Raw genomic sequence first — 22,620 nt, forward strand, 5'->3', positions numbered from 1 at the left:
GGTTTGCCCCCTGAAATCGTACCGTCAGTTCTGCGCGATCTTCAGGTCATCAAACAGGTTTTGCAACACGAGAAACTCTCCAATCGCCGAGCAATCCGGCATGGGCAGAAGCACATCCTGCACGACAAGGCCGCCAGGCGCACCCGCGCTCAGGCTTTGCGCTTCGAGATCACGGCCACAATTGGCGGATGTCACTTCCGCCTCGAGCCGCAGCGTGATCGAGCCCCCCCGCAGGGCCGCCGCCGTCGGGAAGGTGTAGATCTCCGCGTGATGGGCAGGCGCGGGCACGCCCCCGCCAAGCCGGGACAGCGTTCCGTCGCCATCGGCTGCCTCGACACCGCTCCAGACATGGCCGGGCTGGCCGAAATCGGCCCCGTATTCCAGCGCGTGCAACCTCAGGCTGTCGGCGTCACCATGCCATTGCACCACAAACCGGTCATAGCCGGCCAGATCGGGCACCTGCGCGACGGCCACGGCCCCCTCTCCGCCCTCGAACGACGCGATGAACACAGCCGCCTCCGACAGTGCGGGCACCGTGATACGGCCATATCCCTGCGCGTCGGTCATGGCCGAAACCATCATGCCGGTATGGTGCAGCGTGAACCGCGCGCCAGGCTTGCAGGGTGCCGCGATATCAAGGCGCGCCATGGCGGCCTCGATCACGGTGGCGCTCATTGTGACCTCGCAGGCGAGACCTGGTATCGATTCGTCAGCGGGAAAGGCGTCGGGCATGGGCATATCGCGCGCGACCACCCGCGTCACCGGCACTGCGGGCAATATTGCAGGCGCAGGGGGCTGGACATCGGGCAGGGCCGGGGCCGCCGTCAGCACGATCCCGGTGATTTCAAGCGGGGCATCGGCCACCGGGGTCACGGGCGCCACCGCGGCGGGGCCCGGCCTGGCCTGCATCAGATAGGCAATGCCCAGCGCGCAGGCCAGCGTGCCGCCTGCCATGATGTAACGTCTGCCAGAGGCCATCCTGCCCTCCATTCCCCTGCTCGTTATCGGGCAGGGGATAGCGGTCAAAAAAGGCCGGGCCGAGGCACGATCACGGAGTCATTCAGGCAGGATCAGGCAAGGCGCCCGTGGCAATGCTTGAACTTCTTGCCCGATCCGCAGGGGCAGGGATCGTTGCGCCCCGGATTTCCCCAGGTGGCAGGATCAGCCGCATTGAAACCGGGGATCGCATCGGGGAAATCCTCGCCCTCGGGTTTTGCCGCCGCCTCCATCGCCGCGCGTTGCTGCGTCAGATCGCGCATCAGCGCGGCCTGTTCCTCTTCGGTCATCGGGCGGATCTGGGCGAGTTTCTGCGTCACGTCGGCGCGCAGGCTGTCAAGCATCGTTTCGAAAAGCTGGAACGCCTCTGTCTTGTATTCGTTGAGAGGATCGCGCTGCGCATAGCCACGGAAGCCCACCACCGAGCGCAGATGTTCGAGCGTCAGCAGGTGCTCGCGCCACTTGGCATCGATGGTCTGAAGCAGCATCTGCTTTTCGATCATGCGCATGGTCTCTGGACCGAATTGCGCGGCCTTGGCGGCCATCATCTCGTTGGCGGTCGTCTCGAGGCGTTCGATGATCTCCTCGTCATCCACGCCCTCTTCGGCGGCCCACTCGACGACTGGCAGGTCCATGTTGAGGCGCGCGCGCACCGCGTCGCGCAGACCCTCGGTATCCCATTGATCTGCATAAGTTTTAGGCGGCATGAACTCATCGACAAGATCGGCGATGACCTCACCGCGCATATCCCCGATGATGCCGCTCAGATCCTCGGCCTTCATGATGTCGAGGCGCTGCTTGAAGATCACCTTGCGCTGTTCGTTCATCACGTCATCGAACTTCAGCAATTGCTTGCGGATGTCGAAATTGCGCGCCTCGACCTTGGCCTGCGCGCGTTCCAGTGATTTGTTGACCCAGGGGTGAATGATCGCCTCGCCCTCTTTCATGCCAAGGGTCGAGAGCACTTTCTCGAGCCGCTCCGAGCCGAAGATACGCATAAGATCGTCTTCGAGGCTGAGATAGAAGGCCGATCGCCCCGGATCGCCCTGACGCCCAGAACGCCCGCGCAACTGGTTGTCGATGCGGCGGCTTTCATGGCGTTCGGTGGCCAGCACAAAGAGACCGCCCGCCTGTTTCACCGCTTCCTCATCGGCGGCGTGCTCCTCTTCGATCCGGGCCCGGATCGCCTCGGGGTCGGTGTCGGGGTCGGCGGCGATGGCCTCCATGATCTTGAACTCGACATTGCCGCCAAGCTTGATGTCGGTGCCGCGCCCGGCCATGTTGGTGGCGATGGTGACCGCGCCCAGCTTGCCCGCGTCGGCGACGATCTGCGCTTCCTGTTCGTGCTGGCGCGCGTTGAGCACGCTGTGGGGGATGCCCGCCTGCGTCAGAAGCCCGCTCAACATCTCGGATTTTTCGATCGAAGTGGTGCCGACAAGGATCGGCTGGCCCTTTTCATGCGCCTTGGCGATCTCGGCGACGATGGCCTCGTATTTCTCGCGTGCGGTGCGATAGACGGCGTCATCCTTGTCGATCCGGGCGATGGGGCGGTTGGTGGGCACCTCCATCACGCCAAGCCCGTAGATCTCCATGAATTCCTCGGCCTCGGTCAGCGCAGTGCCGGTCATGCCCGACAGATTGTCATAGAGCCGGAAATAGTTCTGGAAGGTCACGCTGGCGAGGGTCACGTTCTCGGGCTGGATCTGACAGCCCTCCTTGGCCTCGATTGCCTGGTGCAGGCCATCCGAGAGCCGCCGCCCGGCCATCATCCGGCCAGTGAATTCGTCGATCAGCACCACCTCGCCGCCGCGGACGATATATTCCTTGTCCTTGTGAAACAGCTTGTGCGCGCGCAGGCCCTGATTGACGTGGTGAACGATCGTGGTGCTCTCGGGATCGTAGAGCGACTGGCCCTCGGGCAGCAGGCCGCGCTGGTGCAGCAAATCTTCGAGAAACTCGTTGCCCTCGTCGGTATAGGTGACGTTGCGGGTCTTTTCGTCGAGTTTGAAATGCTCTTCGCGCAACTCGGGGATCACGGTGTCGATGGTGCGGTAGAGATCGCTGCGGTCCTGGCTGGGACCGGAAATGATCAGCGGCGTGCGCGCCTCGTCGATCAGGATCGAATCCACTTCGTCCACGATGGCGAAATTGTGCCCGCGCTGGCTCATTTCCTCGAGCGACGCCTTCATGTTGTCGCGCAGATAGTCGAAGCCAAGCTCGTTGTTGGTGGCATAGGTCACGTCGGCGCCGTAGGCCGTCTTTTTCTCGGCCTCGGGCTGCTGCGGATAGACGACGCCGGTGGTCATGCCAAGCGCGGCAAAGACCTTGCTCATCCATTCGGCATCGCGTTTCGCCAGGTAATCGTTGACCGTGACGATATGCACGCCCTTGCCCGACAGCGCGTTGAGATAGGCGGGCAGCGTGGCGACAAGCGTCTTGCCCTCGCCGGTCTTCATCTCGGAGATATTGCCCTGATGCAGGAAAATCCCGCCCATCAGCTGCACGTCGAAGGCGCGCAGGCCAAGCGCGCGGCGCGCGCCCTCGCGGCAATTGGCGAATGCCTCTGGCAGAAGCGCATCGAGGCTCTCGCCCCCGGCGATGCGCCTGCGGAATTCTTCGGTCTTTTCGATCAGCCCGGCATCGCTCAGTGCCTCGAATTCCGGCTCGAGCGCGTTGATCTGCGCGATCAGCGGGCGGGTTGCCTTGATCTTGCGGTCGTTCGGCGTGCCAAAGACCTTTCTGGCAAGCGTTCCAATACCCAGCATGTTCTGTCCGTTCCCGCCGTTTTATCCGTTCGTGACCGGCAATCGCTTGCCCCGCCTGCGCCTGCGCCCTAGAACGGGCGCGGATTGGCCCCGCGCGCCACAACTCAAGGCGATGTAAGCGGCGGCCCGAGAAGTGTCAACGTCGCGAGCCCGGACGGCGCTGCGGCTCTTTGGAAAAAGGATGGCCTGATGTTCCGACAGTTTCTTTCCTCGGTCGCGGTGGCGGCACTGACCCTCGGTGCGCCCGCGATGGCGCAGGAAGACGCGCCCGCGCTTGATACCGTGATGGCGACGGTGGGCGAGACCGAGATCACGCTTGGCCATATGCTTGCGCTTCGCGCGAGCCTGCCCGAGCAATATGCCCAGTTGCCAGCTGAGATCCTGTTTCGCGGCGTGCTTGATCAGCTTGTGCAGCAAACCCTGCTGATGCAGGCACTCGATGGCGCGCCTTCGGCGGTCACGCTGCTGCGGCTCGACAACGAACGCCGCGCGATCCTTGCTTCCGAAGTGATCCAGAAGGTGACGGACGACGCAGCGACCGAGGAGAATCTGCAGGCCGCCTATAACGCCGCATTCGCCGAGGCCGAGGACGAGACCGAGTATCGCGCGGCCCATATCCTTGTGGAAACCGAAGAAGAGGCCGCGCGCCTCGTGACCGAGATCGAGGACGGCGCGAATTTCGCCGCGCTGGCACAGGAACGTTCCATCGGCCCCTCCGGCCCCTCGGGCGGTGAACTTGGCTGGTTTTCAGAAGGCGTGATGGTGCAGGAATTCTTTGACGCGGTTGCCGCGCTCGAGGTCGGCGCCGTCTCGGGCCCGGTGCAGACACAGTTCGGCTGGCATGTGATCAGGCTCAACGAGACCCGCATCAAGGAGCGCCCGACGCTGGACGAGGTGCGCCCGGAACTGACCGATGACCTTCAGCGGCAGGCGTTCGAGGCCTATCTCGCCTCGCTTCAGGCCGAAACCCGGATCGAGCGCGCGGTCGGCGATGCCGCCGATCCCGAATTGATCAACCGGTTCGATCTTCTGGAGAACTGAGCCATGGGCAAGCCCGCACCTGTTTCACCGCTCGCCCCTGCGGCCTTTCCCGACCTGCCGGAGATCGGCGGTGTGCGGTTCGCAACCGCGCAGGCGGGGGTCCGCTACAAGGGGCGCACCGATGTGATGCTCGTCAGTCTCGCGCCGGGCACGACCATGGCCGGGGTGTTCACCCGCTCGGCCACGCGCTCGGCGGCGGTGCTGGACTGTCAGGCCAAGATCGGCGGCGATTCCGCACCCGGTGCGGCGATCCTTGTCAACTCGGGCAATGCCAACGCCTTTACCGGGCGGCGCGGCGTGGCCTCGGTCGAGGCGGTGACGGCGGCGGTGGCCGAACGCCTTGGCGTTCCGGCGGGCCGCGTCTTTACCTCCTCTACCGGCGTGATCGGCGAGCCTTTGCCACATGAGCGCATCACCGCCTGCCTTGACGATCTGGCGGGGCGCCTTGCGCCCGGCGGCATTGCCGATGCCGCGCGCGCGATCATGACCACCGACACCTTCCCCAAGGGCGCGAGCGAGACAATCGCCATTGACGGGCAAAGCGTGCGCATCGCGGGCATTGCCAAAGGGTCGGGGATGATCGCACCCGACATGGCGACGATGCTGGTCTATATCTTCACCGATGCCGCGATGGAGCAGGCAGTGTTGCAGGACATGGTAAGCGCCCTCAATTGCAGCACCTTCAACTGCATCACCGTCGATAGCGACACATCGACCTCCGACACGCTCTTGCTGGCCGCTACGGGGGCCTCGGGCGTGCGCGTGACCGGAACCAATGTGGGCTTCATGGAGGCGCTGCGCCGGGTGATGCTCGATCTGGCGCATCAGGTGGTGCGCGACGGCGAGGGGGCGACGAAATTCGTCGAGATATCGGTGACCGGCGCAGCCTCGGATGCAGAGGCGCATATCCACGCCAAATCCATCGCCAATTCGCCGCTGATCAAGACCGCCATCGCCGGTGAGGATCCGAACTGGGGCCGCGTTGTCATGGCGGTCGGAAAATCTGGTGCGCAGGCGGATCGCGACCGGCTCTCGATCTGGTTCGGCGATCTGGAGATGGCGCGCGAAGGCGAGATCAGCCCGATGCATGACGAGGCCCGCGCCGCCGCCTACATGAAGAACCAGACGATCGTGATCCATGTCGATCTCGGTCTTGGCGGCGGCACCGCGCGGGTCTGGACCTGCGACCTGACCCACGGCTATATCGAAATCAACGCGGATTACCGGTCGTGAAGACCATTCTTGTCTCGGCTGTGGCGCTGATCGACGTGGAAGGGCGTGTGCTTCTGGCGCAGCGGCCCGAGGGCAAGTCCATGGCGGGGCTGTGGGAATTTCCCGGCGGCAAGGTCGAGCCGGGAGAAACCCCCGAGGCCGCGCTCATCCGCGAGTTGCACGAAGAACTGGGCATCGACACCTGGGCCTCGTGCCTCGCGCCGCTGACATTCGCCAGCCACAGCTACGACAGCTTTCACCTGCTCATGCCGCTCTTTGCCTGCCGCAAATGGGAGGGCGTGCCGCAGGGGCGCGAGGGGCAGGCGCTGAAATGGGTGCGCGCGCGGGATCTGCGCGCCTATCCCATGCCCCCTGCAGACCTGCCGCTGATCCCGATCCTGCGCGACTGGCTGTGACGCCGGGCGGCCCCTCGTCTGCCTGATCGCGGATCGCGATAATTTTTGCGATTTTGATGGACGTTTTTCAAAACTCCGGCATGATGATGCCAGTTGTTCTGTCACACAAGCGTATCGTGCCACTTCATGATCGGGGGGATCATGATTCGCACCATCCAGATCGGATCTGCCGCGTCCATTCAGGGGATTTTCGTGCGCTTGCTCGACAACGGGCTGATGCAGGTGCGTGTGGGCACGCGGATCTATACCGGCCGCCCGGTGTCACGCGCCGCCTGACCACCTGATCGGGCCGGCACAAGTGATCCGGACGCGCTTTGTTCGGACGGCGGCCTCTGGGGGTTATCCTGCCCGGCGGCATCCGGAGGCGCGAAACTCGGTCTCCTCGGTCACGGCAAAGCGGCCACCCGAAAGTTTTTGCAACTTGCCCTCGCGCAGAAGCTTGCCGAAAGAGCGCAGCCCTTCCTCGCGGGAAAAGCCCGCCTCATCGACCTCTCTCAGTTTGCCCATGAGCATCGGTCGCGAGAATTGCGTGCGCCCCTCGACATCCGCGAGGTAGGCGGCGGCGGCTTCAAGCAGGTCGGGCAACGCGGTGGCGCCCTGTTCCTCGGCGAATTCCGCAAAGCCGTTTCCGGTCGCCTCAAACACCTCTGGCTGCGGCGTCGCGACGCGGCGCGGGCGCACAGCCAGGTGCTCGGCGTCCACCCGCTGTTCGGCCACGAGCTTCAGTGGGGCCGGGCGCACTTCTGCGGGACGCTCGCCTCGGGCGGTCGTCGCGGCACGCTCGGGCCGACGCGGGCGCACGACCGCCGCAAGATCGCCGCGATACGGACTGTCGTCGATCTTGCGGGTCAGATCGGCCCCGGCCTCTTTTTCGGCGCGGGTGGCGGCAAGCGCGGCGCGCAGGTGCTGGATCGTGTTGCGGCGCCGGCTGGTCTCGGGTGCCGCCATCTGGCTGGCGGCCTTGTCGAAAATTCTTTCGAGGTCGCTGTCCTGCGCCACATCGGCCGGCAGGTCACGCTCGGGCTGCTCCGGGGCGGGCGGGGTTTGCGCCGCGATCTCGGGCTCCTCGTCCAGAAGCTCCGCTTCAAGCTCGGCAAGCTCGCGCTGAAGTTCCTCCTCTTCCTCGGGACTCAGGTCACTGTCGTCCTCATCGAAGATATTCGAGGCCGCATCGTGATCGACATCAGGCATCTCGTCCGTGGTCTCGTCGAAGATGTCATCGGCCAGGGCGGCATCGAAATCCTCGCGCCTGACCTTGAGCACACGCGCGTCCGGCATTGCAGCCTCGTCGTCCAAGATCTTGTGCTCGTGGTGCGCGATGCCAGATGCGAAGGCGGCCTCGGATCCCGGCGCGGCATCCGCCATCAGGGCCGCGAGCGTATCCTCGAAAACAGCCTGATCGGGGGCATCAGCGAGGGCCGGGATCTCGTCACGGATCGCACTGTCGGCTTCGTCGAAGGCGTCTGCCTCGGGGGCCTCATCGTCGAAGATGGCCTTCTCTGCCTCGTGCTGCTCGGAGAATTCCGGCATGGCGACCGAAGCGATGTCGTCCTGCGCGGCGTCGGCATCACCCTCGGCGCTGTCCGTCCAGAGCGGCTCTTTCATCGCGTCCGGCTCGGCGAAGTCCTGCGCGTGCTCGTCTTCGCTGTATTGCGTGTCACCGCCGACAACCGAGCGGATCAGGTTGAGTTTCGCGGCAAGGCTATCCGCCTCGACGGCCTGGGTGGCCTCGGACGGCTGCGCCTGATCGGTGGTCTGTCCGGTCGCAACGACATCCTCATCCTGCCATATGCCGCTGTCCTCGGCCTCAAGCCCCTCGGGTTGCAACGCGTCTTGCGGAAACTCCGGCGGCGCGGCCTGCTCGTTCACGGCAGCGGCGGCATGCGCGGTGGCCGGCGTTACGGGCGCGACCGGTACCGTGTCGTCCTGCGCCTTGAGCACGATTCGCCCCTGATGCTCGTGCGCTTCCACCCGGCGCGTGATCTCGCGCTGGGCGATCCGGGCCAGCATTTCGGCGTCCGGCGTCGGCGGCTCTGCGCCAAAATAGCGATCATCGGCGGCCAGATCCCGAAAATACTCGGCAATCGCCTTCATAGTCTCGAAAGAATCATCGAAACCTTCCAGCGTGCACGAGAACGTGCCGTAGGAAACCGTGAGAATCTTGCTTGAACCTACCATGTCAATCGCTCGCTTTGCTTGCCCGCAAAGACAGTATTTACCATGACCTCAACGACCAAAGAGGTCCGATTCTTCGGTCTTTACTGTATCATTTCGTGGTCGGAATGTGTCATCAGAAGTTTCAACGCAACGATAAAGGCCAAAGGGAAATGATTGTCCGCGAAAAGGAGCCAATCTCCCTGATCGGCGGGGCGAGCGTTTCCCCCGCCATTCTCAGGGCCGCGTTGCGGCTTGCGCCGGTCGTGGTGGCCGCCGATGGCGGGGCCAATACGGCGGTCGAGGCTGGTCTTGTGCCCCGCGCGGTCATCGGCGATTTCGACAGCATCACTGCGCAGACCCGCGCCCGGCTTCCCGAGGATGTGCTGCACCATTTCGAGGATCAGGAAACGACCGATTTCGAGAAATGCCTGACGCAGGTGACCGCACCGCTGCTGATCGGTCTGGGCTTTGTCGGAGACAGGCTCGATCACCAGATGGCCGCCTGCACGGCGCTTGTGCGCCACGCCGCGCAACGCTGTATCCTTCTGGGCGAGGCGGACCTCATGTTCCTGTGTCCGCCGTCGCTCGTGCTGCCTCTGGCCGAAGGCTGTCGCGTGTCGCTCTTTCCCATGGGCGCGGTCGAGGGGGCGTCCGACGGGCTGCGCTGGCCCATCGGCGGGCTAAACCTGGCCCCGGATGGCCGCATTGCCACTTCGAACCTGTCGGTCGGGCCGGTGAGCCTTGCCGTGACCGCGCCGAAGATGCTGGTCATCCTGCCCGCCGAAACGCTTGACATCGTCGTGCCGGCCCTGCGCGCCACCCCTGCCACATGGACCACCGCATGAGCCCCGCCACGCGCGCCGCGCAATGGGCCGATGCAGTCGTATTCGATCTCTGGCGGCAGATGCGCTGGACCTTCCTGCCGCCCCTGATGGTCTATTTCGCCGCCGGATTTTCCGGGCTGACGATGATCGTGGGCACCTTCTTTGTGAAGGAATACCTTGATCTGTCGGCCGCCTTCCTTGCCGGGCTCGCCTTCTGGGCGGGGCTGCCCTGGGCGCTCAAGATGCCGCTGGGTCATCTGGTCGATATCATGTGGCGGTGGAAATGGCTGCTTATCTATCTTGGCGCGGGACTGATCGCGGGATCGGTCTTCATCATGTATCTGCTGCTCACGCAGACCGAGGCGATGGTGGCGATCATGCCGATGGGCGCGTGGTATGTGACCTCCTATCTGCTCGCGCCTGCGGGCCTGGTGGTTCAGGACGCGGTGGCCGATGCCATGTCGGTCGAGGCGGTGCCGCGTTTTGACGAGACCGGCGCGCCGCTCGACCCCGAGACCTCGCGCGCGCTGCATACCACGATGCAGACGCTGGGGCGATTTGCGCTGATCACCGGCACGCTGGCGGTGGCGCTTCTGAACCTGTCGATGTTCGCGGGGATCGAGGCGCTCGACGCCGAGGGCAAGCGCGCGGTCTATGCCAGTATATATCTGGCGGCGCTGGCTATTCCGCTGGTCTCGGTGTCAGGGGTGGTGCTGGCGGGGGTGCAGAAATGGCGTGCGCGCCGGGGGCTTCTGGGGCGCGGCCTTACCGAGGCAGAGGCCGACGCGCTCTTTGAGCGGTCGGACGAGGAGACCACGCCCAATCCGTGGTATTTCATCGGCGGCGCGGGGTTTGTCGCGCTCTCGCTCACCGTCGGGCTGAGCGATATTCCCTTCGGGCAGGAAATCATCTTTGCCGGGTCGATGGCGATTGTCCTGCTGCTCATGCGTCAGCTTGTGACGGTGCTGCCGGTGGCACAGGCGCGCGCGCTCATCGGCACGGCGCTCATCATCTTCATCTTCCGCGCCGTGCCCCGTGTGGGCGACGGTTATACCTGGTTTTCCATCGACGTGCTAGGCTTCGACCAGCAGTTCCTGTCGGTGCTGTCGCTCATCGCCTCGGTGCTGACGCTTGTGGGCATGGTGATCCTGCGCCCGCTTATCGCCAATCACACCATTGTCTATATCATCGTGATCCTGACCGTGGCGGGGGGCGTGCTGTCGCTGCCCAATATCGGGCTTTACTACGGCATTCAGGACGTGACCGCGCCGCTGACGGGCGGCATTGTCGATGCGCGGTTCATCGCGATCATGGATACCGCGCTTGAATCGCCTCTGGGGCAGATCGCGATGATCCCGATGCTGGCCTGGATCGCGCGCAACGCGCCGCCCGATCTCAAGGCCACGTTCTTTGCCGTGATGGCCTCATTCACCAATCTGGCGCTGTCGGCCAGTTCGCTTTTCACCAAGTATCTCAACCAGATTTTCGTGGTGGCGCGCGAGGTGCATGACCCGGTGAGCGGCGCGGTCACCACCCCCGCCGATTACAGCCAGTTGGGTCTTCTGATCCTGATCGTGAGCGGCCTGACCGTGGCCCTGCCACTTGTGGCGGTGGCGCTGGTGCAGCGCACGCGGCTCAGGAGTGTGGACTGACCATCGCCCGCTCCAATGCCGGATAGCGCAGGCCCAGCGTGATGCCGCGCGCGACGAAGCTGATGAGCAGCGCGAGCCAGAGGCCGTGATTGCCCAGTGGGGTCATGAGCGCCGCCACGGTGGCAATGTAGATCACGAGGCTCACCGCCATCATGTTGCGCATGTCGCGGGTGCGGGTGGCACCGATGAACACCCCGTCCAGCATGAAGGGCACAAGGCCAAGCAGGGGCGCGGCCACGGTATAGGGCAGGAAGCGGCGCGCCTCTTCCCGGACCTCGGGCGCGGTCGTCATCAGGTCGATGAGCGCGCCGCCGAAAAGCGCATAGCCCGTCGCGATCCCGAGGCAGATGACAAAGCCCCACAGGCTCGACAAAAGCGCGCCCCGCCGGAGCACCGTGAGGGCGCGCGCGCCATAGGCCTGTCCGACAATCGCCTCGGCGGCGAAGGCGAAGCCGTCGAGCGTATAGGCGGTGATGTTCAGAAACTGCAACAGCACCTGATTGGCCGCGAGCGTCACATCACCGAACCCCGCGCCGAGGAACAGGAAGGAAATGAAGATCGCCTGAAGCATGAGCGAGCGCAGCAGGATATCGCCATTGACCGAAGCCATGTTGCGCAGGCGCGCGCGGTCGAACACGCGCGGCCAGTCGCGCCATGCGGGCACCCCAAAGGCCGCGCGGCACAACCAAAGCCCAAGCGCCAGCCCGCCCCATTCGGCGATCACGGTGGCGCGCGCGACCCCCTCGACGCCCCACCCGAGGCCCAGCACGAACCATAGGTCAAGCCCGACATTGACCCCGTTCATCAACACCTGAATGGCAAGCACGGCGCGGGTGCGCTCCTGTGCGATAAGCCAGCCGGTGACGCCAAAAAGCGCGATCATCGCCGGGGCCGACCAGACCCGAATGGCCATATAGCCGCGCGCCATCCCCTCGACCTCATCGCTGGCGGGGGCAAGCCGGAACGCGGCCCAGAACAGCGGAAGCTGCAGCGCGATCACCGCAAGCCCCCCCGCGACCCCGATCATCAGCGCCCGCGTCAGAAGCGCCGCCACCTCACCCGCCTGCCCGGCCCCCACCGCCTGACTTGTCAGCCCCGTGGTGCCCATGCGCAGAAAGCCGAACACCCAGTAGACACCCGTGAGGACGATCGCCCCCAGCCCCACAGCGCCGATCGGCGCGGCGAGGCCCAATTGCCCCACCACGCCGGTATCCACCGCGCCGAGGATCGGCACGGTGGCGTTGGAGATGACGATCGGAACGGCGATCTTGAGGACCCGGCCATGGGTGACGGGCCGGGTGGTCTCAGCCATCGCGGCGCGGCATCACGAAATGCCCGGTGGCCTGTGCGAAGGGGCGCGCGCGGTTGTCCTGCCACGCCTCGACATGCACAGAGGCATAACGGCGGCCAGAGCGGTTGACCTGCGCGCGCGCATAGGCATCGCGCGGCAGCCCGGAGCGCAGGTAATCCACCGTGAAATCAATGGTTTTCGGCAGGCGCGGCAGCTTGCCGCCGACAATGGCCTCGGGGTCGAAGCCGCCGCTCTCGATCTCTTCCCAGAGCATCCCCCAACTCAGCCCGATGATTGCCGTGATCTCCAGAAACGCCGCCGTCGCCCCGCCATGAAGCGCGGGCAGAAGCGGATTGCCGATGAGTTTCTCGTCAAACGGCATGATCGCCGTCAACTCGTCGCCGCGCCGGTCGAACTGCACGCCGAGAAAGCCGATATAGGGCACGCCATCCACCAACGCCTTTAGCGCGGCATCGCGGCGCTGCTTGACCACCTGCACGGGTTCGGGACGGGGCCGCGCCATCACTTGCCCTCCACGGTGAAGGCGCCGGTGGCGGTGGCCACGGGCAGGGCGTCGTCATCGTCCATCGCACGGGCGCGCACGAAGGCCACGGAACGGGTGATGTGATAGCACTCGGCCCGCGCCCGGATCGTCTGGCCCGGCGTGGCGGGGCGCATGTAGTCGATGCGCAGATCAATCGTGGCCGTGCCGCCGGGCGAGTCAGGATGGCTCATCGCGGCCGCGCCACAGCAAGTATCCATGAGCGCCGAGACCGCGCCGCCATGGATCACGCCCGTCTCCGGGTCGCCGATGAAGCGCGGGTCGTAATCCATCTCGATCCACGCATGCCCGTCCTCCAGAAGCGTCAGCCGCATGCCGAGTGCACGCGCATGGGGCAGCGCCGCCATGAACTGCCGCGCGATCCTGTCCTTCTGGGTTGCCATGTCGCCTCCGCCGTTCGTGCGCCCTTTATGGCGGTCAAATCAGCGCGGCTGCAAGGGTGGCTGTTGCGCGGCGCGCGTGTTGGTCCTAACTTTCCCCCAAAGGGAGGGAAGGAATGTCCGACAAGAGGCTGTCCTTCAAGGAAATGTGCACGCGCTTCGATGTGACGCCGCGAACGCTGCGCTATTACGAGTATATCGAGCTTTTGCAGCCCGAGCGCGACGGGCGCGCGCGCTGGTATGGGCCACGCGAATGCGCGCGCATGACGCTGATCCTGCGGGGCCGCAAATTCGGCTTTGCGCTCGAGGAAATCCGGCAATGGCTGCTCATCTACGAGAAAGAGGGCACCGAGGCACAGATGCGCCAGTGGATCGAGCTTGCCGATCGCCAGCTGGCCGAACTGGCCGAACAACGCGCGCAGATCGAGGACGCGATGGCCGAATTGCGCAAGCTGCGCGACGAAACCGAGGCGAGTCTCGGCTGACCTTACGATACGATAATTACGTCGCGCATCGCCTTACCTTGCCTGATCTTACGTCAACTTGAAAGTGACGCGACGTAGCGGTTACGTCAAGCCGCACGCCTGTTGTAACCATGGCCAAAGGCCCTCAGATTGTCGGCATATCCTGTGCGGCAAGGGCATAGCCATGAGCGAGACCACCATGACCATCCGCGAGATGTGTGAGGCATTCGACGTGACGCCCCGCACCCTGCGGTTCTACGAATCAAAGGAGCTTCTGGCGCCGATCCGGCAGGGGCAAAGGCGGCTTTTCACCCGACGCGACCGCGCCCGGCTCAAGCTCATCCTGCGCGGCAAGCGCTTCGGCTTCAGCCTCGAGGAGCTGCGCCAGTTGCTCGACCTCTACGACAAGGGCGACCAGCAATACACCCAGATCACAGCCGCCTATGAGGTGGCGCAGACCCGCCTTGCCGCGATGGAAGCCGAGCGCGCCGAGCTTGACGCCGCCATCGCCGAGCTGCGCGAACAGATAACCTGGGGCGCGCGGATGCTCGCCTCGCTCAAGGACACCAGGAAAGCCGCCGAATAAGCGGCGTGACCGTCTCAAGGGAGAGAAGACATGCCCAGCTATACCGCCCCCACCCGCGACATGCAGTTCATCCTGCACGAGGTTCTCGACGTTTCGGAACAGGACGTGCCCGGCTATGCCGATCTTGAGCCTGACTTTACCAAGGCCGTTCTGGAAGAGGCGGGCAAGATTGCGTCCGAAGTGCTGATGCCGCTCAATGCCGTGGGCGATACCGAGGGCTGTCATCTGGAAAACGGCGTGGTGCGCACGCCCACGGGGTTCAAGGCGGCGTTCGAGCAGATGAAAGAGGGCGGCTGGACCGCGCTCGACCTGCCCGAGGAATTTGGCGGGCAATACATGCCCTATGTCCTTGGCACGGCGGTGGGCGAGATGTTCTCGGGCGCCAATCAGGCGTTTACGATGTATCAGGGCCTGACCCATGGCGCGGCTTCGGCGATCCTTGCGCACGGCTCTGACGCGCAAAAGGCCACCTACCTGCCGAAAATGGCCGCCTGCGACTGGACCGGCACCATGAACCTGACCGAGCCGCATTGCGGCACCGATCTGGGCCTGATGCGCGCCAAGGCCGAACGCCAGGGCGACGGCAGCTTCAAGGTGACGGGTCAGAAGATCTTCATCTCGGCGGGCGAGCATGACATGGCCGAGAACATCATCCATCTGGTGCTGGCCAAAATCCCCGGCGGGCCGGAGGGAATCAAGGGCGTGTCGCTGTTCATCGTGCCGAAATTCCTGGTGAACGAGGATGGCAGCCTTGGCGCGCGCAACGCCGTGACCTGCGGCAAGATCGAGGAAAAGATGGGGATTCACGGCAATTCCACCTGCGTGATGAACTATGACGGCGCAACCGGCTACCTCCTGGGCGAGGAACACAAGGGCATGCGCGCCATGTTCACCATGATGAACGAGGCGCGGATCGGCGTCGGCATGCAGGGGCTGGCACAGGCCGAGGTCGCCTATCAGAACGCGCTCGCCTATGCCAAGGACCGGCTTCAGGGCCGCGCCGTCACCGGCACGGAAAACCCGAATGGCCCCGCCGATCCGCTGATCGTGCATCCCGACATCCGCCGTTCGCTGATGGATCAAAAGAGCTTTATCGAGGGCGCGCGCGCCTTCATGCTGTGGGGGGCGGAGCTTATCGACCGCTCGCATCGCGGCGATGACGCCGCCGCTGAGGGGCTGATCTCGCTGATGACGCCCGTCATCAAGGGCTTTCTCACCGATGAAGGCTATGACATGACCGTGCGCGCGCAGCAGGTCTATGGCGGCCACGGCTATATCGAGGAATGGGGCATGTCGCAATTCACCCGCGACGCGCGCATTGCCATGATCTACGAGGGCGCCAACGGCGTGCAGGCGCTCGATCTGGTGGGCCGCAAGCTGGCGCAGGACGGCGGCAAACACGTCATGGCCTTCTTCGATCTGGTCAAGACCTTCCTCAAGGAAAACGAGGACGACGCGGCGCTCAAGGCCGATTTCCTCGACCCGCTCAAGGCGGCGTCCAAGGATTTGCAGGCGGCGGGGATGTTCTTCATGCAGCAGGGCATGAAGAACCCCAACGCGGCGCTTGCCGGTTCCTATGACTTCATGCACCTTTTCGGCCATGTCTGCCTTGGGCTGATGTGGGCGCGGATGGCCAGGGCGGCAAATGGCGCTCTGGCGGCGGGCACCTCGAACGAGGGGTTCTACCGCACCAAGCTGGCCACCGGGCGCTACTACATGAAACGCCGCCTGCCCGCCACGGCGCTGCACCTCGCGCGCATCCAGAGCGGTGCGGATACCGTCATGGCGCTGGAGGCCGAGGCGTTCTGAGGAAACGACCACAAGGGAGGGACAGATGCCGAAACGCTTTCGCCTCACCCGCCGCTTCAACGCGGCGATGACCGAGGACGGCTATCGCCGCCTGCGCCGCTTCGCGCAGGAGGCGGGGCTGGATGAGGGCGAGGCGCTGTCCTTTCTGTTCGAGAACTTCGACAGCGTGATCAATGAGGACACGTTCGCGCACCGGCTCCGGCTGTTCAATTCGGAGCTGGACGCGCGCAAACGCTGAAACCACAGGGAAGGGAGGCCCGGCCATGACATGGATGACCGACGAGCACCGGATGCTCGGCGAGATGACCGCCCGGTTCATCACCGAGGAATGGCGCCCGCATTTCGGGCGCTGGCGCAAGGCCGGGATCATGGACCGCGAGTGCTGGCGTGAGGCGGGTGCCTTGGGCCTCTTGTGCCCGTCGATCCCGGAGGAATACGGCGGCGCGGGCGGTGATTTCGGCCATGAGGCGGTGATCTGCATCGAACAGGGCCGCGCCAATCTGGCAAGCTGGGGCAACCCGATCCATTCCGGCATCGTCGCCCATTACATCCTCGCCTATGGCTCCGAGGCGCAGAAACAGACATGGCTGCCGAAAATGGTCTCGGGCGAGATGGTCGGCGCGCTCGCCATGACCGAACCCGCCGCCGGATCGGATGTGCAGGGCATCAGGACGCGCGCCATTCGGGATGGCAACGCCTACCGCCTCTCGGGGCAAAAGACCTTCATCACCAATGGGCAGCACGCCGACCTGATCATCGTCGCGGCCAAGACCGACCCCAAGGAGGGCGCAAAAGGCATATCTCTGGTTGTGGTCGAGACCGAGGGCGCGACAGGTTTCACACGCGGGCGCAATCTCGAAAAGGTCGGGATGCACGCGGGCGATACATCAGAGTTGTTCTTCGACAATGTCGAAATCCCGCCCGAGAATATTCTCGGGCAAGAGGAGGGGCGCGGCTTTTACCAGATGATGCAGCAATTGCCGCAGGAACGCCTCATCATCGCCTGCGGCGCGCAAGGCGCCATGGAGGGCGCGGTGGACCGCACCATCACCTATGCCAAGGAGCGTCAGGCCTTTGGCGGCCCGATCCTGCAATTCCAGAACACCCGCTTCAAGCTGGCCGAATGCCGGACCAAGACCACCGTCGCCCGTGCCTTTCTCGATGCCTGCATCGCCGAGCATCTGCGCGGCGACCTCAGCGTGGAAAAGGCCGCGATGGCGAAATACTGGCTGACCGATGCCCAGGGCGAGGTGCTGGATGAGTGCCTGCAACTGCATGGCGGCTATGGCTATATGCAGGAATATGACATCGCCGAAATGTGGGCCGATGCCCGCGTGCAGCGCATCTATGGCGGCACCAACGAGATCATGAAGGATCTGATTGCGAGGGCGCTGTGATGCTCCGGGCGGCGCTCTGTCTGATGCGTGCGGGTCCGGGGGTTTCACACCCCCGGACCCCCGTGGAGTATTTGTGGAACAATGAAACACACACCGCGCTTTCACTGTTCTTCAAATACTCAAATCCAACACCACAACGGGAGCCGACGCCATGACCATCAAACTCTCCTGTTTCGGCGAATCCGGCAATGCCTACAAGGCGGCGCTGGCGCTGGAACTTTCCGGTCTCGACTGGGCGCCGGTCTTTGTCGATTTCTTTGGCGGCGAGACGCGCCAGCCCGCGTTTCGCGCGCTCAACGTCATGGGCGAGGTGCCGGTGCTGGTGGATGGCGATGTGACGCTCACGCAATCGGGCGTGATCCAGGGCTATGTTACCGAAAAGACGGGAAAATTCGGCGGTGAGACGCCCGAGGAGCGCCGCGAGGTGCTGCGCTGGATGTTCTGGGACAATCACAAGCTCAGCTCTCCGGCGGGGATGGTGCGGTTTCTGATGAACTTCCTGCCCGAGGAGAAGCGGCCCAAGGAGGTGATCGGCTTTACCCAGGCGCGCCTCAAGACCGCCTATAGTGCGCTCGACGCCCATCTTGCGGGACGCGACTGGATCGTGGGCGCGGGCCTTACCAATGCCGATCTGTCGTGCTGCGGCTATCTCTATTACCCCGAGCCTTTCGGTTTTGACCGCAAGGATTGGCCCAATATCGACCGCTGGCTGCGCAATATCAGCGCCACCCCCGGCTGGAAACACCCCTATGACCTGATGCCCGGCAGCCCCGCTGACCGCGCCTGAATGAAGGAGACCGATATGTCTGACGCCTATATCTATGACACCCTGCGCACGCCGCGCGGCAAGGGCCGCAAGGATGGCGCGCTGCACGAGGTGACCGCCGCGCGGCTCTCGGCGCAGGTGCTCAACGCGCTGAAATCGCGCAACGGGCTTGAGGGCCATGCCGTCGAGGATGTGATCTGGGGCAATGTCACGCAGGTGATGGAGCAGGGCGGCTGCCTTGCGCGCACCGCCGTTCTGGCCTCTGATCTGGATGAGCGTATCCCCGGCCTTGCCATCAACCGCTTTTGCGCGAGCGGCATGGAGGCGGTGAACCTTGCCGCCAATCAGGTGCGCGGCGGCGCCGGTGAGGGATATATCGCCGGCGGGGTCGAAATGATGGGCCGCGTGCCCATGGGCAGCGACGGGGCGGCGATTGCCGTCGATCCCTCGATCGCGATGGAGACCTATTTCGTGCCGCAGGGCATTTCGGCGGACATCATTGCCACCGAATACGGCTTCACCCGCGATGAGGCTGACGCGCTGGCCGTGGAATCGCAGCGTCGCGCCAAGGCGGCCTGGGATGACGGGCGGTTCGCCAAATCCATCATCGAGGTGCAGGATCAGAACGGGCTGACCATTCTCGACCATGACGAATACATGCGTCCCGGCACCGACATGCAGACGCTGGGCGCGCTCACCCCCGCCTTTCAGGCGATGGGCGAGGTGATGCCGGGCTTTGACGCCGTGGCCCGCATGAAATATCCGCATCTGGAGCGGATCAACCATATCCACCACGCCGGCAATTCCTCTGGCATCGTCGATGGCGCGGCGGGCGTGTTGATCGGCTCCAGGGCGTTTGGCGAGAAATGGGGCCTGAAGCCGCGCGCACGCATCGTGCAGACCACCAAGATCGGCACCGATCCGACGATCATGCTGACCGGCCCGGTGCCCGCCACCGAAAAGGCGCTGCGCGACAGCGGCATGGCGATTGGCGATATTGACCTGTTCGAGGTGAACGAGGCCTTTGCCAGCGTGGTGCTGCGGTTTCAGCAGGCCTTCAATGTCGATCCGGGGCTTGTGAACGTGAACGGCGGGTCCATCGCCATGGGCCATCCGCTGGGGGCCACCGGGGCCATGATCATCGGCACGCTTCTGGATGAGTTGGAGCGCACCGGCAAGGGCACGGGGCTGGCGACGCTGTGCATCGCGTCCGGCATGGGTGCCGCCACCATCATCGAGCGCGTGTAAGAGGAGATGACCAAAATGACTGATTTCACGATGGAAAAAGGCGCCGATGGCGTCGCGATCATCACCTGGGACACGGTTGGCAAGTCCATGAACGTGATGAATGCCCAAGGGTTTCTGGACCTTGAGGCGCTGATTGACGATGCGCTGGCGGATGATGCCGTCAAGGGCGTGATCCTCACCTCCGGCAAGCCGGGATCGTTCGCGGGTGGCATGGACCTCAACATCATCGCCAAGATGCGCGATGACGCGGGCGACAACCCCGCCAAGGGGCTCTTTGACGGGGTGATGGGGATGCACGCCATCCTGCGCAAGATCGAGCGCGCGGGCATGGACCCCAAGACCTTGAAGGGCGGCAAGCCGATTGCCGCAGCCTTGCCCGGCACCGCGCTTGGCATCGGGCTTGAGATCCCGCTTGCCTGTCACCGCATCTTTGCCGCTGACAATCCGTCGGCCAAGATCGGCCTGCCCGAGATCATGGTGGGGATTTTCCCCGGCGCGGGCGGCACCACGCGCCTTGTGCGCAAGCTGGGGGCCATGGCCGCCTCGCCGCTGCTGCTCGAAGGCAAGCTCAATGATCCGAGAAAGGCCAAATCCGCCGGGGTGGTGGATGAGGTGGTGCCCGCCGATCAGCTGATCGAGAAGGCGCGCGAATGGGTGCTGAGCAACCCCGCCATCGTCAAGCCCTGGGACGACAAGGGCTATAAAATGCCCGGCGGCGCGCCCTATCATCCGGCGGGCTTCATGACCTTTGTCGGGGCCTCCGCCATGGTCAACGGCAAGACCCAGGGCGCGTTCCCGGCGGCCAAGGCGCTGCTCAGTGCGGTCTATGAGGGCGCGCTGGTGCCCTTTGACACCGCCCTCAAGATCGAGGCGCGCTGGTTCACCAATGTGCTGATGAACCCCTCGTCAAGCGCGATGATCCGCTCGCTCTTCATCAACAAGGAGGCGCTGGAGAAAGGCGCGAACCGCCCCGACGCCCCCGATCAGAAGGTCAGGAAACTGGGCGTTCTGGGCGCGGGCATGATGGGCGCAGGGATCGCCCTTGTCTCGGCGCAGGCCGGGATAGAGGTTGTCCTGATTGACCAGAAACAGGAGGCGGCGGACAAGGGCAAAGCCTATAGCGCCAGCTTCATGGATGCGGGCATCAAGCGCGGCAAGGCCACCGAGGCGAAGAAGGCCGAGGTGCTGGACCGGATCACCGCCACCACGGATTACAGCGCCTTGAAGGGCTGTGATCTGATCATCGAGGCGGTGTTCGAGGATCCCGGCGTCAAGGCCGGGGTGACGAAACAGGCGCTGGCCGAGGTGGGCGAGGACTGCATCTTTGCCACCAACACCTCGACCCTGCCGATCACCGATCTGGCGCAGGCGTCCGACACACCCGAGAATTTCATCGGCATCCATTTCTTCTCGCCGGTGGAAAAGATGTTGCTGGTGGAAATCATCAAGGGTGCAAAAACCGGCCCGCGCGCCGTGGCCAAAGCGCTCGATTATGTCCGGCAAATCCGCAAGACGCCCATCGTGGTGAACGATGCGCGGTTCTTCTACTGCAACCGCTGCATCATCCCCTATATCAACGAGGGTATCCGCATGGTGGCCGAGGGCGTCGCGCCCGCGCTGATCGACAACGCGGCGCGGCAGTTGGGTTTCCCGGTGGGGCCGCTGCAACTGGTCGATGAGACCTCGATTGATCTGGGCGCCAAGATCGCGCGGGCGACCAAGGCCGCCATGGGCGATGCCTATCCCGACGAGGCCGTTGACGCGGTGATCTTCTGGATGGAGAGCGAGGGGCGCTTGGGCCGCAAGGCGGGTGCCGGGTTTTTTGACTATGACGACAAGGGCAAGCGGCAGGGCTATTGGCCGGGTCTGGCCGCCAAATACCCCCGCGCGGCAGACCAGCCCGACCTGCACGAGGTGCAGCATCGCCTGATGTTCGCGCAGGTGCTGGAAGCGGTGCGCGCGCTTGACGAGGGCGTGCTGACGGACATCCGCGAGGGCGACGTGGGCGCGATCCTGGCCTGGGGCTTTGCGCCCTGGTCGGGCGGGCCGTTCTCGTGGCTCGACATCATCGGCACGCCCTATGCCGCCGAACGGTGTGACCAGTTGGCCGAGAAATTCGGGCCGCGTTTCACCACGCCCGCGCTTTTGCGTGAAATGGCTGACAAGGGGCAGGGCTTTTACGCCCGCTTTGGCGGTCATTCAGAGGCGGCGTAACATGATAGCCCCGCGCGTCTCGGGCGCGCGGGGCCGTCCCGCTCAGAGCGGCGCGAACCCGTTCTGCGCCGGATCATATTGCTCCAGCTTGCCGGTGCCGATGTCGATCCAAAGCCCGTGCAGCGTGAGCCTCCCATCCTCGACCGCCGTGGCGACGAAGGGAAATGTCATCAGGTTTTCCAGCGAGACAACCACCGTCTGCCGCTCGATGGCGTGCAGCCTCTCGGCATCATCCCCGATATCCTTGACCCGCTCGTAACCGGGCCGCAGCACATCAAGCCAGCGCCCGAGGAAACTGGTCTTTTGCTCCAGTTCCGGCGCATGTCCCGAACACATGTCAAGACAGCCCTTGGCCCCGCCACAGGCCGAATGCCCCGCCACGATCACATGCGCCACCTCAAGCGCGGTCACGGCGAATTCCAGCGCCGCCGAGGTGCCGTGCTTGCCGCCATCGGGCTCGTAGGGCGGGATCAGGTTGGCGATGTTGCGGTGGGTAAAGAACTCTCCGGCTTCGGCATTGAACAGCGAGGCCGCGTGAACCCGGCTGTCACAGCAGGAAATCATCATGGCGCGCGGGTGCTGGCCCTGTTGGGCAAGGTGGCGATACCAGGATTCGTTCTCGGCGAAACTGGTGGCCTTCCAGCCAAGATAGCGGCGGGCAAGATGCGTGGGCAACGGTCGGACGTAATTCATGGTCTCTCCGGTTTCTGGCTCGGCCTTGCGGCGATATAAGGCGCATTCGCCGCGAATTCGAGAGATTATTTCGGCGCGCATCAACGATTTGGGAACCCCGATCGCGCCATGATGGCGCGTGCCGTGGGGGTGCAAGGGGAATGGGAC

General features: G+C 64.4%; 21 protein-coding genes. 14 read left to right on the top strand and 7 right to left on the bottom strand.

Going from position 1 to position 22,620, the window contains the following annotated elements; all coding sequences use genetic code 11:
* Positions 1 to 24: 24 nt before the first annotated feature.
* Both KAK09_RS07015 and secA read right to left on the bottom strand, forming a co-directional pair.
* Positions 25 to 978: a hypothetical protein gene (locus KAK09_RS07015; RefSeq protein WP_210878208.1), complete on the bottom strand. Its 954-nt coding sequence runs from the start codon at positions 976 to 978 to the stop codon at positions 25 to 27.
* Between the two features lie 92 nt (positions 979 to 1,070).
* Complete coding sequence (gene secA, locus KAK09_RS07020; RefSeq protein WP_210878209.1) at positions 1,071 to 3,761, bottom strand: preprotein translocase subunit SecA; 2,691 nt, start codon at positions 3,759 to 3,761, stop codon at positions 1,071 to 1,073.
* Between the two features lie 189 nt (positions 3,762 to 3,950).
* Between secA and KAK09_RS07025 the strand changes: the two genes are divergently transcribed.
* From KAK09_RS07025 to KAK09_RS19005, 4 genes are all read left to right on the top strand, one after another.
* On the top strand, positions 3,951 to 4,802 hold the full coding sequence (locus KAK09_RS07025; protein ID WP_210878210.1) for a peptidylprolyl isomerase: 852 nt from the start codon (positions 3,951 to 3,953) through the stop codon (positions 4,800 to 4,802).
* Between the two features lie 3 nt (positions 4,803 to 4,805).
* Positions 4,806 to 6,035: a bifunctional glutamate N-acetyltransferase/amino-acid acetyltransferase ArgJ gene (gene argJ / locus KAK09_RS07030; RefSeq protein ID WP_210878211.1), complete on the top strand. Its 1,230-nt coding sequence runs from the start codon at positions 4,806 to 4,808 to the stop codon at positions 6,033 to 6,035.
* Positions 6,032 to 6,430: an 8-oxo-dGTP diphosphatase MutT gene (gene mutT, locus KAK09_RS07035; protein ID WP_210878212.1), complete on the top strand. Its 399-nt coding sequence runs from the start codon at positions 6,032 to 6,034 to the stop codon at positions 6,428 to 6,430. Before argJ ends, mutT begins: the two co-directional genes overlap by 4 nt.
* A gap of 141 nt (positions 6,431 to 6,571) precedes the next feature.
* Positions 6,572 to 6,706 (top strand): hypothetical protein, encoded by a 135-nt coding sequence (locus KAK09_RS19005; RefSeq protein ID WP_272491250.1) that lies wholly within the window; start codon positions 6,572 to 6,574, stop codon positions 6,704 to 6,706.
* Positions 6,707 to 6,769: 63 nt separating this feature from the next.
* Here the strand turns inward: KAK09_RS19005 and KAK09_RS07040 are convergent, their stop codons facing one another.
* Positions 6,770 to 8,608, bottom strand: a complete 1,839-nt coding sequence (locus KAK09_RS07040; RefSeq protein WP_247651104.1) for a hypothetical protein — start codon at positions 8,606 to 8,608, stop codon at positions 6,770 to 6,772.
* Between the two features lie 149 nt (positions 8,609 to 8,757).
* On the opposite strand from KAK09_RS07040, the gene KAK09_RS07045 reads away from it, so the two are divergent.
* Positions 8,758 to 9,432: a thiamine diphosphokinase gene (locus tag KAK09_RS07045; RefSeq protein ID WP_210878213.1), complete on the top strand. Its 675-nt coding sequence runs from the start codon at positions 8,758 to 8,760 to the stop codon at positions 9,430 to 9,432.
* Entirely contained in the window at positions 9,429 to 11,063 is a 1,635-nt protein-coding gene (locus tag KAK09_RS07050) for an MFS transporter (protein WP_210878214.1), read from the top strand. The genes KAK09_RS07045 and KAK09_RS07050 overlap by 4 nt, the downstream gene beginning before the upstream one ends.
* On the opposite strand, the gene KAK09_RS07055 is transcribed toward KAK09_RS07050, so the two are convergent.
* Genes KAK09_RS07055 through KAK09_RS07065 form a run of 3 tightly spaced genes read right to left on the bottom strand, consistent with a single transcriptional unit; the run spans position 11,047 to position 13,299 of the window.
* Positions 11,047 to 12,375, bottom strand: a complete 1,329-nt coding sequence (locus KAK09_RS07055) for an MATE family efflux transporter (RefSeq protein ID WP_210878215.1) — start codon at positions 12,373 to 12,375, stop codon at positions 11,047 to 11,049. The genes KAK09_RS07050 and KAK09_RS07055 overlap by 17 nt on opposite strands.
* Positions 12,368 to 12,877: a PaaI family thioesterase gene (locus tag KAK09_RS07060; protein ID WP_210878216.1), complete on the bottom strand. Its 510-nt coding sequence runs from the start codon at positions 12,875 to 12,877 to the stop codon at positions 12,368 to 12,370. Before KAK09_RS07060 ends, KAK09_RS07055 begins: the two co-directional genes overlap by 8 nt.
* Positions 12,877 to 13,299 (bottom strand): PaaI family thioesterase, encoded by a 423-nt coding sequence (locus tag KAK09_RS07065; protein WP_210878217.1) that lies wholly within the window; start codon positions 13,297 to 13,299, stop codon positions 12,877 to 12,879. Before KAK09_RS07065 ends, KAK09_RS07060 begins: the two co-directional genes overlap by 1 nt.
* A gap of 113 nt (positions 13,300 to 13,412) precedes the next feature.
* On the opposite strand from KAK09_RS07065, the gene KAK09_RS07070 reads away from it, so the two are divergent.
* The 8 genes from KAK09_RS07070 (at position 13,413) to KAK09_RS07105 (ending at position 21,780) form a co-directional block, all read left to right on the top strand.
* The gene (locus KAK09_RS07070; protein ID WP_210878218.1) at positions 13,413 to 13,781 is read left to right on the top strand and encodes a MerR family transcriptional regulator; all 369 of its coding nucleotides are present in this window, start codon (positions 13,413 to 13,415) and stop codon (positions 13,779 to 13,781) included.
* A 163-nt stretch (positions 13,782 to 13,944) separates the two neighbouring features.
* Positions 13,945 to 14,346, top strand: coding sequence for a MerR family transcriptional regulator (locus KAK09_RS07075; RefSeq protein WP_210878219.1), 402 nt, complete (start codon positions 13,945 to 13,947; stop codon positions 14,344 to 14,346).
* Between the two features lie 30 nt (positions 14,347 to 14,376).
* Complete coding sequence (locus KAK09_RS07080) at positions 14,377 to 16,155, top strand: acyl-CoA dehydrogenase C-terminal domain-containing protein (protein ID WP_210878220.1); 1,779 nt, start codon at positions 14,377 to 14,379, stop codon at positions 16,153 to 16,155.
* Between the two features lie 25 nt (positions 16,156 to 16,180).
* A complete protein-coding gene (locus KAK09_RS07085; protein WP_210878221.1) occupies positions 16,181 to 16,393 on the top strand; it encodes a hypothetical protein in 213 nt (70 codons plus the stop codon).
* Between the two features lie 25 nt (positions 16,394 to 16,418).
* Complete coding sequence (locus KAK09_RS07090; protein ID WP_210878222.1) at positions 16,419 to 17,552, top strand: acyl-CoA dehydrogenase family protein; 1,134 nt, start codon at positions 16,419 to 16,421, stop codon at positions 17,550 to 17,552.
* Between the two features lie 151 nt (positions 17,553 to 17,703).
* Complete coding sequence (locus KAK09_RS07095; protein WP_210878223.1) at positions 17,704 to 18,339, top strand: glutathione S-transferase family protein; 636 nt, start codon at positions 17,704 to 17,706, stop codon at positions 18,337 to 18,339.
* Positions 18,340 to 18,354: 15 nt separating this feature from the next.
* Positions 18,355 to 19,566, top strand: a complete 1,212-nt coding sequence (locus tag KAK09_RS07100; RefSeq protein ID WP_210878224.1) for an acetyl-CoA C-acetyltransferase — start codon at positions 18,355 to 18,357, stop codon at positions 19,564 to 19,566.
* Between the two features lie 15 nt (positions 19,567 to 19,581).
* Positions 19,582 to 21,780 carry a 3-hydroxyacyl-CoA dehydrogenase NAD-binding domain-containing protein gene (locus KAK09_RS07105; protein ID WP_210878225.1) on the top strand — a complete coding sequence of 733 codons (2,199 nt, stop codon included), beginning with the start codon at positions 19,582 to 19,584 and terminating at the stop codon, positions 21,778 to 21,780.
* Between the two features lie 42 nt (positions 21,781 to 21,822).
* Here KAK09_RS07105 and KAK09_RS07110 read toward each other — a convergent pair whose 3' ends face one another.
* Positions 21,823 to 22,473 (bottom strand): carbonic anhydrase, encoded by a 651-nt coding sequence (locus KAK09_RS07110; protein WP_210878226.1) that lies wholly within the window; start codon positions 22,471 to 22,473, stop codon positions 21,823 to 21,825.
* Between the last annotated feature and the right edge of the window lie 147 nt (positions 22,474 to 22,620).

Source organism: Roseovarius autotrophicus (assembly GCF_018069895.1).
GTDB lineage: Bacteria > Pseudomonadota > Alphaproteobacteria > Rhodobacterales > Rhodobacteraceae > Roseovarius > Roseovarius autotrophicus.